The 14,687-nt window shown below is 69.4% G+C and carries 11 protein-coding genes and 3 pseudogenes; 10 read left to right on the plus strand and 4 right to left on the minus strand.

Features of this window, described 5'->3' with window-relative positions; translation table 11 throughout:
• The first annotated feature begins 343 nt into the window (after positions 1 to 343).
• The 8 genes from ACWC5C_RS20905 (at position 344) to ACWC5C_RS20940 (ending at position 9,136) form a co-directional block, all read left to right on the plus strand.
• A complete protein-coding gene (locus ACWC5C_RS20905; protein WP_450877284.1) occupies positions 344 to 1,276 on the plus strand; it encodes a type VII secretion system-associated protein in 933 nt (310 codons plus the stop codon).
• A gap of 34 nt (positions 1,277 to 1,310) precedes the next feature.
• On the plus strand, positions 1,311 to 1,436 hold the full coding sequence (locus tag ACWC5C_RS20910; protein ID WP_450877286.1) for a hypothetical protein: 126 nt from the start codon (positions 1,311 to 1,313) through the stop codon (positions 1,434 to 1,436).
• A gap of 148 nt (positions 1,437 to 1,584) precedes the next feature.
• Positions 1,585 to 5,400, plus strand: a complete 3,816-nt coding sequence (locus ACWC5C_RS20915) for a hypothetical protein (protein ID WP_450877288.1) — start codon at positions 1,585 to 1,587, stop codon at positions 5,398 to 5,400.
• A gap of 61 nt (positions 5,401 to 5,461) precedes the next feature.
• The gene (locus ACWC5C_RS20920; RefSeq protein ID WP_450877289.1) at positions 5,462 to 6,109 is read left to right on the plus strand and encodes a hypothetical protein; all 648 of its coding nucleotides are present in this window, start codon (positions 5,462 to 5,464) and stop codon (positions 6,107 to 6,109) included.
• Positions 6,110 to 6,340: 231 nt separating this feature from the next.
• Entirely contained in the window at positions 6,341 to 6,610 is a 270-nt protein-coding gene (locus ACWC5C_RS20925; protein ID WP_450877291.1) for a hypothetical protein, read from the plus strand.
• A 3-nt stretch (positions 6,611 to 6,613) separates the two neighbouring features.
• On the plus strand, positions 6,614 to 7,576 hold the full coding sequence (locus tag ACWC5C_RS20930) for an ATP-grasp domain-containing protein (protein ID WP_450877293.1): 963 nt from the start codon (positions 6,614 to 6,616) through the stop codon (positions 7,574 to 7,576).
• Between the two features lie 417 nt (positions 7,577 to 7,993).
• Positions 7,994 to 8,275 carry a transposase family protein gene (locus tag ACWC5C_RS20935; RefSeq protein WP_450877374.1) on the plus strand — a complete coding sequence of 94 codons (282 nt, stop codon included), beginning with the start codon at positions 7,994 to 7,996 and terminating at the stop codon, positions 8,273 to 8,275.
• A gap of 39 nt (positions 8,276 to 8,314) precedes the next feature.
• On the plus strand, positions 8,315 to 9,136 hold the full coding sequence (locus tag ACWC5C_RS20940; protein WP_450877295.1) for an ISAs1 family transposase: 822 nt from the start codon (positions 8,315 to 8,317) through the stop codon (positions 9,134 to 9,136).
• 159 nt (positions 9,137 to 9,295) lie between these two features.
• Here ACWC5C_RS20940 and ACWC5C_RS20945 read toward each other — a convergent pair.
• Positions 9,296 to 9,388: pseudogene (locus tag ACWC5C_RS20945) on the minus strand (IS5/IS1182 family transposase); the annotation flags it as partial.
• Positions 9,389 to 9,627: 239 nt separating this feature from the next.
• On the opposite strand from ACWC5C_RS20945, the pseudogene ACWC5C_RS20950 reads away from it, so the two are divergent.
• A pseudogene (locus ACWC5C_RS20950) lies at positions 9,628 to 10,341 on the plus strand (ISAs1 family transposase); the annotation flags it as partial.
• A 373-nt stretch (positions 10,342 to 10,714) separates the two neighbouring features.
• Here ACWC5C_RS20950 and ACWC5C_RS20955 read toward each other — a convergent pair.
• Complete coding sequence (locus ACWC5C_RS20955) at positions 10,715 to 11,296, minus strand: TetR/AcrR family transcriptional regulator (RefSeq protein ID WP_450877297.1); 582 nt, start codon at positions 11,294 to 11,296, stop codon at positions 10,715 to 10,717.
• 50 nt (positions 11,297 to 11,346) lie between these two features.
• On the opposite strand from ACWC5C_RS20955, the gene ACWC5C_RS20960 reads away from it, so the two are divergent.
• On the plus strand, positions 11,347 to 12,303 hold the full coding sequence (locus ACWC5C_RS20960) for a quinone oxidoreductase family protein (protein WP_450877299.1): 957 nt from the start codon (positions 11,347 to 11,349) through the stop codon (positions 12,301 to 12,303).
• Positions 12,304 to 12,393: 90 nt separating this feature from the next.
• Here ACWC5C_RS20960 and ACWC5C_RS20965 read toward each other — a convergent pair.
• Positions 12,394 to 13,097, minus strand: a pseudogene (locus ACWC5C_RS20965) (transposase family protein).
• Between the two features lie 320 nt (positions 13,098 to 13,417).
• The gene (locus ACWC5C_RS20970; RefSeq protein WP_450877301.1) at positions 13,418 to 14,554 is read right to left on the minus strand and encodes an amidohydrolase family protein; all 1,137 of its coding nucleotides are present in this window, start codon (positions 14,552 to 14,554) and stop codon (positions 13,418 to 13,420) included.
• Between the last annotated feature and the right edge of the window lie 133 nt (positions 14,555 to 14,687).

Raw genomic sequence — 14,687 nt, forward strand, 5'->3', positions numbered from 1 at the left:
GTCTCCCGGGCCGCGCGATCGGGGCCGTCCGGCGGCGGCCGTAATCTCAAGAACACCTCAGGTGGTGGACGAAGTGCCGCCCGCTCATGTGATGATGCGAGTACCCGATTTCCTCGACCGCTTGTCCGAGGATCGGAAACTGGTGTTCCTCAGCTCCTCCGCCCCGGTGGCCCAACTCGTCCCGGTGAGCGAGTTGCGGGTGAGCCTGGCGGGGGAGGGGCGCGAGACGCCCCGGGGGACGGAGCGGGAGCACACCGGGCGACCCCGCACGGGCGCGTCCATATCACCGACCATGCCGAGCATTTCCAGCAGTGAGCCAGTCGGCCCAGTAAGCGAGGACAGCATGAGCGACAACGGCGCTTCCGCCGCGGTCACCCCATCCGAATCGGCCGAGCCGTCAACCGGTTTCGCGGGCTTCGAGCCGACCGCCGAGAGCCCGGCGCCCGGGGCGTCCGACGACGCCGAAGTGCCGGAACCGCCGGAGGAGTTCGTCAAGGCCGCCAAGCTGGCGCCGAACCACTGGCTCTACCTGACCGACCCCGCGTGGCGGGGCGAAGGCCCGCCGCCGGACTGGGCCGTGGTGGGCCAGTGGCGCTCCGACGACGACGGCGAGATCGTGGAGTGGCAGGACAACGAGAACTACCAGCCCTCCCCGGAAGCGCTCGGCTGGCCCGAGCCCGAGGACGACGTGGACGCCGCCATCCAGCTCGCCACCACCGGCTACGGCCCGGCGGAGGACGTCACCGCCGCGCTGGCCAAGGCGGAGGTCGCGGTGCTGGTCACGGCGAACGGCGAACCGGTGAGCGCGTCGGCGCCCGACGGCACCGCGGTGGTCCCCATCTTCACCTCGCCCCGCTATCTGCACGCGGCCGGGCGCCTGGGGTTCGAACGGGTGCGGGTGCCCGCGTTCCTGGACCGGCTTCCCGAGGGCCACAACCTGTGCATCAACAGCTCCGCCCCGGTCAGCATGGTGATGACCACGGACGGCCTGGCGGACATCATGGCCGCGGCGGCCGAGGCGCCCGACGGGGAGGCCGGGGGCGAGGAGCCCGGGGTCGAGTGGCCGTCGGTGGTGCCCCGCGAGGGCACCGCACCGGGGGCTGGTGAACCGGCCACGGCGGAGGCCGGCCCGGCGGAGGCCGGGACGACGGCAGGCGAGGCGGCGACGGACACCGCGGCGGCGAACGGTACGGCGGCGCCCCGCAAGACGGCGGCCCGCCGCAAGCGCGTCACCGACGTGGACCTTCCTGACGCCGGCGAGGGCGAGAGCGGGTGACCGAGACGGACGACGCCGCCGTCGTATGGCGGCGGTGTCGTCCGCCGACGGGACGGTGACGCCGACCGCGTCGAAGAACAAGCCTCGGGGCAGCGCGGCGGCGGTCGGCACCGGCGCCGGCACCGGCCGTGCCGTGGCCGACCACGAGTGGAAAGCCTAGTTCTGCGGCCCATGGCTGGACAGAAACACCTGTTTGCCATATTCACTGCGTACACCCCAAGCCCCCTGGCATGGCGGGCCACTTCAGCCCATCGGCCACCAGGTGACAACGGCTTGAGCGACACACCCAGGTGCGAAGGAGAGGCGACGTGACCCGTTCCGGTGGCCGGTCGCGGTGGTTCGGCGGCCGCGGCAAGGCACAGCGCGCCGCCGCCCCCGCCCCAGCCCCGACCGGTGGCTTCGGCGGCGAGCCCACCGAAGCCGAGCCGGACGAGCTGCTGCTCGCCGAGGAGTACGGCGCGCTCATCCTGCTCCGCTCGGCCCGGGACACCACGATCGGTCAGACGACCGTGGACGAACTCGTCGACACGATGGGGGCCGAGGCGGGCATCGCCACCGTCGTGACCGGCGCGGCGGGCGGGGACGGCGCGTCGGCGGACAAGCTCTGGGAGCGCCTGGGCGAGGTGTTCGACTCGTTGCGCGAGGCGGGCACCGGCACCGTACGGCTCGTCATGTCCGGCGCGGGGGAGGACCGGCCGGACCGGCCGTCCGTGGCCCGCAGGGTCGCCGACGGGTGGGAGCTGGAGGTGATCGCCCCGGACGGCGAGGTCCAGATCGTCCCCGGCGGTTCGCTGTTCGTCCGGCCCGACCCGCCGCGGCGCAGGGGCTGGTGGAGCTTCTCGCCGGGCGTCCAGCCGGTGGCCCTGGGCACGCGTCAGCCCGCCCCCGCGTGGCAGCCCGGCGTCGAGCAGGTGCCCCCGCGGACCGACAGCGGATGTGTCGTCGAGCAGATCCCGGCGGGGCTGCTGGCCCGTTCACCCCATCCCACCGCGCCACAGCGCGGCGACCTGTGCTACTCGGTGCCGGCCGACCCCCGGGGGCCCACCGTTCTGGTCGGCGTCCCCGAGGGCGGGGACGTCTCGGCGTCCGACATCGGCGAGGTGCTGTCGTCCCTGCCCGTGTCCCTGTGGTCCCGGGTCCGCCTCGCCCCCGGGAGCCCCCGGGACATCCTGCGCACGGGGCAGCTGGCCGCCGAGATGCTCGACACCGAGATCGTGGTCTACACGGGTCTGCCGCTCCTGGCGCCCAGTGGCCCCGCGGACCGTGGCACCGCACGGGCGATGCTCGTCGGTGCCGACGGCAACCCGCGGTGGCGGCCCTTCGTGGACGCCGTGGTGTGCGCCCCGACCCCCGAGGGCGAAGCCACCCCGGCCCCGCGCCTGCTCCGCTGGAGCCCGCCGCTGCCGGGCCCCGGCAACGTCGAGCACGGCATCGTACGACTCTCCGACCGCTGGCAGGTCATGGCGACCCGGGCGGGCCTGTGGATCACCGAACGCGACGGCCAGGCGCCCACCACCTCGACCCGTGCGGTCGACGCCGAGGGCCCGGCCATCGAGGTCGGCCGCCCCGGCGAGGAGCTGGATCCGTCGCTGTGGCCCGAACTCACCCGGCTCTTCGAGCGGCTGGGGGCCGATGTACGCAGCCGGGCGCGGCTGTACGTACACGGTACGGCCGCGGACGGCGGCCGCGAACTGCGCGCGATCGCGGCACGGCACGGCGTGCGCACCCTCCGCTTCACTCCCCGCCCGGGCCCCGCCCCAGCCTCCCGCCCGGCGCCCAACACCACCCCGCCCCCGGTCGCCCGCCCCACAACGGGCACCCACCCCACCCCGGCCGCCGGCGCGCCCTCACCTCCCGGCCCCGGCCCGGCCGCCGCGGCCGCGGGCCGGGCCACCGCCACGGGCTCGGTACCCGGTACGCGCCCGAGCCCCGGCGCACCCCTACAGCCCGGCAGCCGCCCGGCGCCCGACACCGGCCCGCGACGTGGACCGCACTCGGGCCCCGGCCCCCGCCCGGCCGGCGGTACGCCTCCTCCTCCGTTCCCACGCGCGGCTGGTGACGGCTCGCCGGCCCCCGGGTCCCGCCCGCCCGGCGACCGCCCGGTGCCGGGCGAGCCGCTGCCGCCTGGTGCGGGCCTGAGTCCGGGGCCTGGTCCGCGCCCCGTGACCGGCCCGCCCCCGGCGCCCGGCGGCATGCCCCCGGACCCCGACCGGTGGGACACCCGCCCGGGGCCGGGCACGCCCTCGTCCCCTCGCGTGAATCCGGTGTCCGGCGCCACACCCCCGGCGCCCGGTGCGGGGGCAGAGCCGGACCCGGCGGGCCCGCGGCCTGCCGCCGGCGCGCCCTCAGCCCCCGGAACGCCGACGCCGCCTCGCGCGGACCTGGATCCGGGGCCCGGCCCGGACGCGCCCGCTCCGGCCTCCGCGCCCGGCACGACTCCGCCGCAGGGCGACGTACCGTCGGCCCCCAGTGGGTCACCGGCCTCCGGTACGCGCCCGACGGATGGTGAGCGGCCCACAACCGGTCCGGCTCCGGCATCAGGCACGTCCTCGGGGCCCCGTCCGGAACCGGAGTCCGGCCCCTCCAGGGCCGATGGACGGCCCGCGCCCGGTCGGTCTCCGTCCCTCGGTGCGAACCCGGGAGCGAGCCGGCAGTTCGGGCCCGACTCCTGGGCCGCGGCCGGTGCGTTCCCGGTACCTGACACATCGTCGGCGTCCGAGGCCGCCCCGTCGCCCGACGGGAACGCGGGCTCCGGCGCGGACACCGCCTCAGGTACGCCCGCGGCGCCCGTTACGCCGCCGGTCCCCGGCGACCCTCCGGGACCCGACCGCAGCTCGGTGACCGACCCGTCCCCGGTGTCCGGTGCGGACACCGAGGCCCATACGTCCCCGGCCGCCGGGGAACGGCACGTGACGCCCGGTACGCCGCCCAGCGGTGGAGCCCTGCGGTCCGCCGCGCCCACGACGCCCCCCATGCCGCCGGACCTCGCCGCGGAGGCCGGGTACGTGCCGCCGCCCCCTCCGGCACGGCCGCCGATGATGAGCGTGTCCTCGGGCTCGGGGGACCCGGACGAGAAGGGGCCCGAGCCCGAGGTGACCGTCGAGTCGGCCGGGTCCGAGCAGCCCGCCGAGCCCGTTCCGGACCCGGCACCGGACGCCGGAGGCGCAACGCGCGAGCCGCGGGCCGACCGCGCCGCGCCGGACGCGCCGACCGAGCCTGAGCCCGAGCTCGCCGAGTCCGCCCCGGAGCCGGAGCCGGAGCCGGAGCCGGAGCCGGAGCCGGAGCCGGAACCGGTGCCCACGCCACCGGTGCAGCGGGTGGCGGCTCCGTTGCCGCCGGTGCCGTTTCAGCCCGGCCATGTCAGTACCGAGGCCGAACGCAGCGCCTTCCGGGCGCTCGCGGAGACGCTGTGGGACCGGCACGGGACCGCGGTGGGCCGTATGCTCACCCGGATACCCGCGCTGCGTGGGCAGGAGCAGGAGGCGGCGCGCGCGGACCTGATCGCGCTGCATCTGTATCTGCACACCTCCGAAGGCGCGCTCCGCCACGACGAGTTGGCCCGCGCGCTCCGCCACGGCGACAAGCCGCTGCTGCCGTACGCCGCCTGCCTCGCCTCGGGGCTGCGCCGACTGCCCTCGTACCGCGGAGTGGCGTTTCGCGGCGCCGGGGCGGAGGGCATCGACGACGGGTTGGCGCCCGGGGACCTGCTGCGGGATCCGGCACCGGTGTGTGTGCTGCCGCTCGCGGCCGGGGCGCCACGCCCCCGCGGTGCGCAGTACGCCATCTCGTCGGTCACCGGGCGCCGGGTGCGTCAGCTGACCGACCGACGCGGAGCGGGTGCTGCCCGGGACGAGGTGGTGTTCCCGCCGGGCACGCTGCTGAGGGTGCTGGATGTACGTGAGGAGGGCGACGCGCCGCTGATCCTGCTGCGCGAGGTCCCTCTCACCACGCCGAACGCACAGCCCGAGCCCGGCGCCGGGGAGCTTGACGCCGCGGATCGCGCGGCGCTCGACCGGATCGACGAGGTGCTGCGCGGCCACTCGGTGGCGCCGGGTCCGTCTCGCTGGCCCGAGTTGTGCGACGGCCCACTCGGACAGGCCGCGAACCGGCCGGTGTCCGACTGAACCAGGCACTACTGAAACGGAGACTTGAGGCTCCGGCCCCACGGTGCGGCGTACCGTCACCATGCCTGGAACGATCGCCGAACCGGATTCCGCGCTGCGTCCCAAGCCGGGTCGCAAGGAGGCGGAGGAATCCGGGGCGGAGGAATCCGAGGCGACGTCCGCGCCCGTCAGCGGGCCGACGGTGAAGACGACGCCGAGCACCGCAGCCACGCCGGACGAGTCCGCGGCCGCGTCCACCGACGAGGCGTCCGCCGACACGTCGTCCTCGGACACGTCGTCCTCGGCTCGCAAGAGCGACGACCAGCGCGAGGCCAACGTCGGCTCCCTGATTGCCACCGAGGGTGGAAACCCTCCGTCGGCGTCCAAGGGTGACGGCGCGTCGGACGACGGGGACGAGCCGCCGTCCGGCCGCCCGACCAAGGCCCTGCTGGCCGCGGCGGGCATCGGTGGCGCGCTGCTGATCGCCATACCGTTCCTGGCCGCCGGTACCAACGACAAGGACGACAGCGAACCCACGGCGATGGCCCGCCAGACGTCGGCCCACGAGGGCATCTGGTCCGTGCTGCGGCGCACCACCACAGCCAACCGGGTTTTCGCCGATCCCGACGACCTGATCACGGCCGTCCGGCGCGGCCTACGCCAGCTCCAGTACCGCTACGACGTCCTCGACGGCTGTTTCGCTGGCACCGGCCTGCGTAAAACCTCATGACGACATCACGCATTCAAGGTCAGTAGTTTCCAAAAACCCACAAGAAGCGGGCATCGATTGACAGGGAATCGGAGATCGATTCGACCGTGGTTCATTGATAGTGTGAACAACACTTGATGGGTGCCCTAACGGCAGGCCTCGCCGGTTCGTGGCGCTCAGTGCGACTCTTATGGCATCGGTCAGATGTACACATGATGCCGTCTTTGAAACTCCGGAATAGGGGAGGGTGATTTGTCTAGCAAACAGGGCCGCAAAGCTTTCAAGGCAACCGACCAAGAAGAGGAGGCGGTGCCTGACTCGGAGAAGCCGAGCACTTCCGCCGCGGAAGTGTCGTCGAAGGCTGCGGATGCAGTCGACACCATTGACGACGTTCTTGAAGAGTTCGATGAACTGACACTTGACGAACTCGGATTCGGAAAAGAGGAAGTGGTGGACCCTGCCACGATAGACGAGGCCATCACGAGGAAACTCGACGAGTACGTACAGAAGGGCGGCCAGTAGTCGATGGCCCGCCCGGCGCCGAAATCCGCACTGGTGCTCAACGGTGAAGGACTTGGCGAACATGTCGACCTTGCAAGTGAGCTGCTCGCTGTGGGCGTTGAGGTCGTTTTCCGTAGTATCGAGGAACTCGCTATCGATATCGGGCCCGGGGGAGTCCGCATTCGCGAGACGGTGAGCGGCCGGGATCTGGCCGACTTCGGTCTAGTGCAAGTCTTGGCCTACCAACGGCCCACCGCGACTCTGTTGAACGCGGTCGCGGACTACCTCGCGACCAAAGGTGTCCGCGCCGTCAACGTCGCAGGCATCGGCGCGCCAACCAAACTGTTCAAGTACGTTCGGCTGGCCAACCGGGGGCTGTCTATACCATCCACGGTCTATCTACCGCCGCGATTGCTCCCAGGTGCCTTTCATGATCTGGCCACGCAGCTTGACCTGCCGTTCGTGTTGAAAACGGTCACGGGCGGTAGTGGTGGCGGGACGCGCCTCGTCGGTAGCGAAGGAGTATTCACCGAAGCACTCCGAGCTGCCGACCACGCCCGAGGGTTTCTCGCCCAGGAACTCGTGCCACCCGATGGTTCGTATTTCCTGCTCGTGTTGGGAGGTCAAGTCTCGTTTACTCTGCAGCATCGCAGCGTCGGTGGCAGTGATCTGCTGGCGAAATCGGGCTGGGGCGACGCTACTTTCGTCGACCTGCAAAGGCTGGATCCCGCGGCGCGGGAGACCGCTGTGCAAGCCGCAACGTCATTGGGGTATGACATCGCCGGTGTCCGGCTCGTCCGGCATTGGACGACCGGGCAATGGTGTGTCCTGGACGTAAGCCCAAACCCACCAATTGGCAGCGGCGGGTACACAGCCGAAACGGTCAGCGCATACTCGGCATACTTGAAAAGACGACTCACCGATCCCAATCAAGCGGACGCCAAGGGCTTGTTGGATCCCGATGCTACCGGGCTGCGGCTGGACTGACGCTCGCCGCATCCCCGCATTACTCGTCGCGGCGGCAGGGCCGCCGCGAGGCATGCACGGCGGTCAGCGTGATTGCCTAAGCGGACTCGGGCGATCTGGCGGCGCAACACCACTTTCTCGTGCCGCAACGCCAAGACCTCCGCGTCCTTGGCCACGCGGCTGCGCAGCACGGCAGCGGGCACCTTGATCAGGTTCCGGACCTGTGCGGTGCAGGGCGGTTGCAAGTTCCGGGATCGCGTAGATCGTCCGCTTCCAGCGGGAGTTGACGCAGCAACAGCACGGGCACGAGACCGGTGATCATCAGGGTGTCTACGCCAGCTGATCACATCGAGGTCCCGTGCCTGCCGCTCCATCCTCCCTGGTCCCTGCCGTTCTGGCGAAAGTGGCCCCCCCCTTCACCAGCACGACACCGGCCGCCTGCGCGCCCACCTCCAGCGCGTACCCGACCCGCGTTCGCGCCGCGGGCGGTGGTATCCCCTGGTCGGCCTGCTGCTGATCTGCGCCTGCCCGGTCGTCTCCGGCGCCCGGACCATCACCGAGGTCACCGAGTGGGGACAGCGCGCCACCACCACGGTGCTGGAACACCTCGGCATCCGCCGCCACCTGCCCGGACGCCGGCGCGCCCCGTCCCATGCCACTTTCACCCGGCTCCTGGCCGCTCTCGACGGCGATGCCCTGGACGCCGCGATCGGCGCCTAACTGGCCGGACACAACCACACCGACACCGACGCCGGCTTGGTGCCGCGGCCGGCGATCGCGGTGGACGGCAAGGCATTGTCAGGCTCCGCGCACCGCCAGCAGCGCCACCAGCACCTGCTGTCCGCCGTCACCCACGCCCCCACCGTCACCCTGGCCCAGCGCGAGGTGGGGGCCAAGACCAACGAGACGGCCGCCTTCCGCCCGCTGCTGGAACCACTCGATCTGACCGGCACCGTGGTCACCTTCGACGCCCTGCACAGCGTCAAGGACCAGGTGCGCTGGCTGGTCCAGGAGAAGAAAGCCCACTACATCGCGGTGATCAAGGGAAACCAGCCGACCGCGCAGGCCCAGCTCAAGGCCCTGCCGTGGGAGCAGGTGCCCGTGGCGCACACCGTCTCCGGCACCGGGCACGGCCGGCGGGAGTCCCGTTCGGACAAGACCATGGCCATCGCGGCGAACCTGGGCGGGATCGCCTTCACCGAAGCGCGGCTGGCCTTGCGCATCCACCGGCGCCGCCAGGAGAGCGGCAAGCGGCAGACCCGGGAGACGGTCTACGCCGTCACCAGCCTCGATACCCACCAGGCCAGCCCTGCCGACCTGGGCAAATACGTGCGCGGGCACTGGGGAATCGAAAACTCCAGCCACCATGTCAGAGATGTGGTGTTCGCCGAGGACACCTCCACCGTCCACACCGGAAGCGCGCCGCGGGCGATGGCCGCTCTCCGGAATCTGGCCATCGGCAGACTGCGGCTGCTGGGAGCGGACAACATCGCCAAGACCACCCGGGCGATCCGGGACGCACCCGAACACGCCCTCTGGACCTGGGGCATCAGCGACAGCCCGCTCCTACCGGGAACGTGAAGCCGCCCTGGCCGTCGTGGCGGGCGCCGCAGCACTCCGGTGGATGATCAATTGTGCACTGAACCTTTTTCAACCTGGCATCGAGCCCGGCGGTGCGGCGGACGAGAAGCCCCGGACGCCGCCGGCCTCGCCACGTTGAAAAAGGTTCACTGAGCTTCGTCAGCGATGCCGCTCCAGTGTGAGGACGGCTTTGGCGATTGACATCATGCGGTTTGGACTGCACCGGGCTCTGCGGAAGATCCGCCAGGACTTCCAGGGCTTCGGCGTAGTCGCATGACGCCCCGGTTTGTGATGTTCTGTCAGTTTGAGGGTGTCCGGGAACGTGACAGCACGGCTTCCAAGATCATGGAGTTCTCTACGCCCCGTGATCCGAGTGGAAGACCGTGTCTGCCGACGCATCATCGCTGATCCCGCCTGCCCTTGACCAGCTCCGCGAGCATCCCAAGGTCGTATCCGACGAGGTCCCGCGCCTGCTGGAGCGGCTGGCCGAGGTGCCCGACCCACGAGACCCACGCGGCGTACGGCACGCTCTGGACCGGGCGGTCGGACGCTGGCTCGCTGACCGACGCCCGAAAGCGACCGGGCTGCGCGGCCTCGCAGTGGACGGCAAAAGCCTGCGCGGCGCGGCCAGAGCGAAGGGGCGGAAGATCCACCTGCTCGCCGCACTGGAGCACGCCACCGGCCTGGTCCTGGCCCAGCTGGACGTCGGCGAGAAGACGAACGAGATCACCTGCTTCCAGCCGCTGCTGGACACCGTCGCCGACCTGGCAGGAACCGTCGTCACCAGCGACGCAATGCACACCCAGCGCGAGCACGCCGACTACCTCCTCGGCCGGGGTGCCCACTACATCGTGATCGTCAAGAGCAACCAGAAGAAGCTGCGCCGACAGCTCAAGTCCCTTCCCTGGAAGGACATCCCGCTGCAGGGACGCACCCGGGGCATCGGCCACGGTCGCTCGGAGATCCGCCGGATCAAAGTCGCCACCGTGAACAACCTCGTCTTCCCCGGAGCCCGCCAGGCTGTCCAGATCAAGCGCCGGCGCACCGACCTCAAGGCCGGCAAGACCACCGTCAAGACGGTCTGCGCCGTCACCAGGCTGACCGCCGAGCAGGCCACCGCGGTCCGGCTCGCCGAACTAGTCCGCGACCACTGGAAGATCGAGGCCCTGCATCATTACCGCGACACCACCTTCGCCGAAGACACCTCCCAACTGCGGACCGGCAATGCGCCCCGCGCGATGGCCACCTGGCGCAACCTCGCCATCGGAGCCCTCCGTACGGCCGGAGTGAAGAACATCGCGGCCGACCTCCGCCGCAACGCCCGCGACCCTCGCCGCCCCCTCACACTCCTCGGCCTTTAATAATCACGAACCGGACGTAATGCGGCTACGTCAAAGCCCTGCCCTCACCGTTCCAGGGTCTTCTCGGAACTCTCGCAACTCGTCATGTTCGAGGATCGCGAGGCAGACCTGTGCGGTGCGGGCGGCGGCCCCGATCCGGTCGTCCGCTGATGGGTGGGCCACCCACCGGACGAATGCTTCCGCTTTGCATGCGGTCCAACTGCCGGTGATCGTGCGTTCACAACAGCAGGTGGTCGAGGCAGAGGTTCAGCCCGGCCTCCAGATGTTCCGCAGAGCCGGTAGAGAGCAGGACGGTGACACCGCCTTGGACCGTGGCGATCACGGCCGCTGCCGTGCGGTCGGCGTCGAGGGCTGGGTTGGCATCGCCGGTCGCTTGCGTGGCCTCGATACCGGCTCGGACGCACTCCTGCCACCGTCGCACCAGTTGCGCCGTGACGGCCTGCGCGGCCGGGCTGTACCGGCCTACGTCAGCGATCAGCACCCCGAGCGGGCAGTGCAGCCCCTGATCGCGGTAGCGCTCGACAATGAGGTCGCGCCACGCCTCCCAGGCCGCGCGCGAGGTGAGTTCGCTCAGGTATGGCTGCTGGTCGTCGAAAACGCGCTCGGCTTCTAGTTCGGCGACTGCGAGCAGAAGCTGTTCCCGGCCTTCCGGGAAGTAATGGAACATTTGCCCCTTGCCGGTGCCGCTGCGCCGGCCCACGTCGTCAAGTGTGATGGCGTTCGTGCCGCGTTCCCGGATCTCGGCTGCGGCGGCTTCGACGATACGCAGGCGGGTCGCGGCGCCTTTCCTCGTGGTCACCGCCCAGAGTGTACTTGCAGGTACATTTTCTGGTGCCTACCTTCGGCCGCATGAAAGCGATAGTTGTCAGCGAAGCAGGGGGACCGGAGGTGCTGCGGCTGCACGAGCGGCCGGCACCTCGTCCGGGCCGGGGAGAAGTTTTGGTGGACATGCGCGTGGCGGGTGTGAACTTCTTCGACACCGCCATCCGCAGACAGGCCTTGGCCGAGGTGCCGGGCGCGGAAGGCGTCGGCGTGGTGGTGCAGACGGGTGAGGGCGTGCACGGGTTCGCCCTTGGTGATCGTGTCGCGTGGTTGACGATCAACAGCCACGGCAGCTACGCCGAGCAGATCGTGCTCTCCGCGGACGGTGCCGTCCCGGTGCCCGACGCCGTCGACGACGAGACGGCCGCAGCCGTGCTCTTGCAGGGGCTGACCGCGCACCACTTCGCCACCGTGTCCCACCCGGTGCGACCGGGGGACGTCGCGCTCGTGCACGCCGCCGCCGGCGGGGTCGGGATGATGCTCACTCAGATCATCAAGGCCCGCGGCGGCGCCGTGATCGGCCTGGTGTCGCGGCCGGAGAAGGCCAAGTACGCCACCGACGCGGGGGCCGACCACGTCCTGGTCTCCGCCGGTGACGCGTTCGTCGAGCCGGTGCGCGAGCTGACCGGCGGCGAGGGAGTGCACGTGGTGTTCGACGGGGCGGGCGCGACCACGTTCGCCGCATCGCTCCAAGTACTGCGCACGCACGGCACGATGGTGTTCTACGGGCCGCTGATCGGTGACGTGCCGACCATCGCGATGAACGACATCCCCCGCAGCACCCGCCTCACCTACCCCGTGACCGAGGACCATATCCGCACCCCCGAACAACTCAAGGCGCGCACAGCCGAACTGTTCGCGCTCGTCGAGCAGGGCGAGCTGGTCGTCCGGATCGGCGGCCGCTACCCACTGGCGGAGGCGGCGAGGGCCCACGCGGACATCGAATCGCGTACGACCACCGGGAAACTGCTGTTGATCCCGTGACCGGTGAGCGCGCATGCTCATGTGTCGCGTATGCCGGTCCGCAGGAACGCGACCCGAAACCGCCCACTCGCCCTGCTCGGTCTCAGATGATCACGAACCGGGCGTCATGCGACTACGCCGAAGCCCTGCCAGGACTTCAGGCGTGCGATGCCGCGTTCGATCGGTGCCCGTGCCGCGGCCAGGGCCCGGTTGACGGTCTTCTCGGTGAGGGTGGGTTCCTGCAGGGGCCTGCGTTTGATACCGGTGGTCACCCAGGGACCGCCGCCCTGGTAGGCACGGTCGGCCAGGACGGGGACGCCCTGGCGCTCGCAGTTGCGGATGATCCGGTTGGTGCGCGCGGCGGTGAGGTCGTGGGCCCGGCCCGGCAGCGTGGGTGAGAGCCACAGCAGCCGGCCGTCCGGATCGGTGACCACCTGCACGTTCACCCCGTGCCGGCGGTGCTTGTGGGAGTAGTCGGCCCGTCCGTCGCCGGACCCGGTCGCACTCGGCGAGCGTGCCGTCCAGCAGGACGAAGTCGGCATCGGTCTCGCAGGACCTTCAGCAGACCCGGGGCGCGTTGGGCGAGCAGGTTGATGACCGCGCTGGTGTAGGCGTGGGCGGTGGACTCGCTGGTCCCGAACCCGGCAGCGATCTTCGCCAGGGTGGTGTGCTCACGCAGGCACACCAGTGCCACCATCGCTCGCTGGGACGGGCGGAGCTTACAGCGCCGGTCCCCCCTCACGGGTGACAAGAAGCATGGTCACCCACTCCACGAGCGCATGCGGCAGGTCGAGTACGGCAGGACAAATGACCAACGAGGCCCCCGAGCAACGTGATTGAGACGTCAGACATCTCGATCAACAGCCCGGGGGCCTCGCTCGTTGCGCTTCGTCGACCGTCACCCGATCGGTAGCCAACTCGAAGAAGCTCACTTGTGACCATCCGATTCAGACACTCAGATAATCACCGATGGGCTGCGAGCCCTTCACATTCGGGTCGCCTCCAGCCGCGAACCCCGTTCAATCTTAGAAGAGCCTGTATGAGGCCGCGTTATGGGGCAGCCGCGCATCGCATACTTCGGCCGTGCTCTCGCCTTACAGCAAAGCATTCTTTCACTCCGGTCGACGCTGGCGTATCACTTCACGGGAACTTTCATTCTGAACAGTTTCTCTGCATTTCGGAACGCAATCTTTTCCTTGTCTTCGCGTGGCAAATCGACTCCGCGGAACCAGTCGGTCTGCTCCTTTATGTCCGCGAACGGGTAGTCGGTTGCGAACATCACTCGATCCACGCTTATGTACTTCAGTAGGAGATCGAGCAGTTCGGTCTGGGGGAATGCGCTGGTTGTGACCCAGAAGTTGTCCTGGAAGTATTGCCCGATGGGCTTCTCGAGCGAGTCTTCGGTCGGCTCGCCCATGTCATTGACGATCCGCTCGTAGTAGAAGGGAAGGCCTTCGCCCATGTGGCCGATGATGATTTTCAGCTTGGGGAATCTGTCGAAAACCCCATACGCGATCATCCGAATGCATTGGGTCAGCACCTCCTGGTGCCAGCCATATCCAGACCCACTGAAAATGTAGTCTTGGTACTCTTCCTTGTATTTAGACCGTGTGGTGCTGTAGTAGATCTTGAAGACCTCGTCAGCTGGATAGCCGGGATGCAGGTAGATCGGCACATCGAGAGCAACGGCACGTGCCAGCACAGGCTCGAAATCGGGATGATCGAGATACTTCTTCGCGATGTGTCCGTTGGTCAGTGCGCCCAAGAAGCCATCTTCCCGAACCGAGCGTTCCAGTTCGTCCGCCGCCGCCTCCGGGCTCTGCAAGGGCAAGGTGGCGAAAGCCTTGAAGCGGCCCGGATATTTGGCGATTGGCCCGTCTACAAGTTGCCGGTTAAGACGATAGGCAAGGTCGATACCCCTTTGCCCAGGGACATTTTGTACGGAGGGTGTATGAGCAGAGAGGATTTGAACGTTGAGTCCCCCCGCATCCATATCGCCAATGCGGCGTTGGCCTAGATCCGAAAGACCAATTTCCTCAAGGAACGCTATGTGATCCTGATTGATGGAGTTCAGCTTCAACAACGTGGGAGTCGAAAAGGTCTCCTCCGTGCCGATGAAGGGCAGGTCCCGGTCTCGCAATGCAATGTCCGGAGTCTTGTCCGGAGTCTTGTTCCCGTCCGCTGCCGAAACGGCGGCATACGCGGACAAGCCGGCGCCAGCGCCAAGTGCCGTGGAAGCGGCTAGAAAGCCGCGACGTCCCATAGACTTCATGTCAGTCTCTGTTCAGGTGTTTGTGTGGTGTGGTATCCGTACGGCATCCGTCTGCGAGATGCTTCACTTCGACCCTTCGTCGTTACCAGGCGCGCCCAGGTGTCCACCCACGCCGCGTCCCCCCTTCGACCTC

This window comes from Streptomyces sp. NPDC001700 (genome assembly GCF_053596435.1).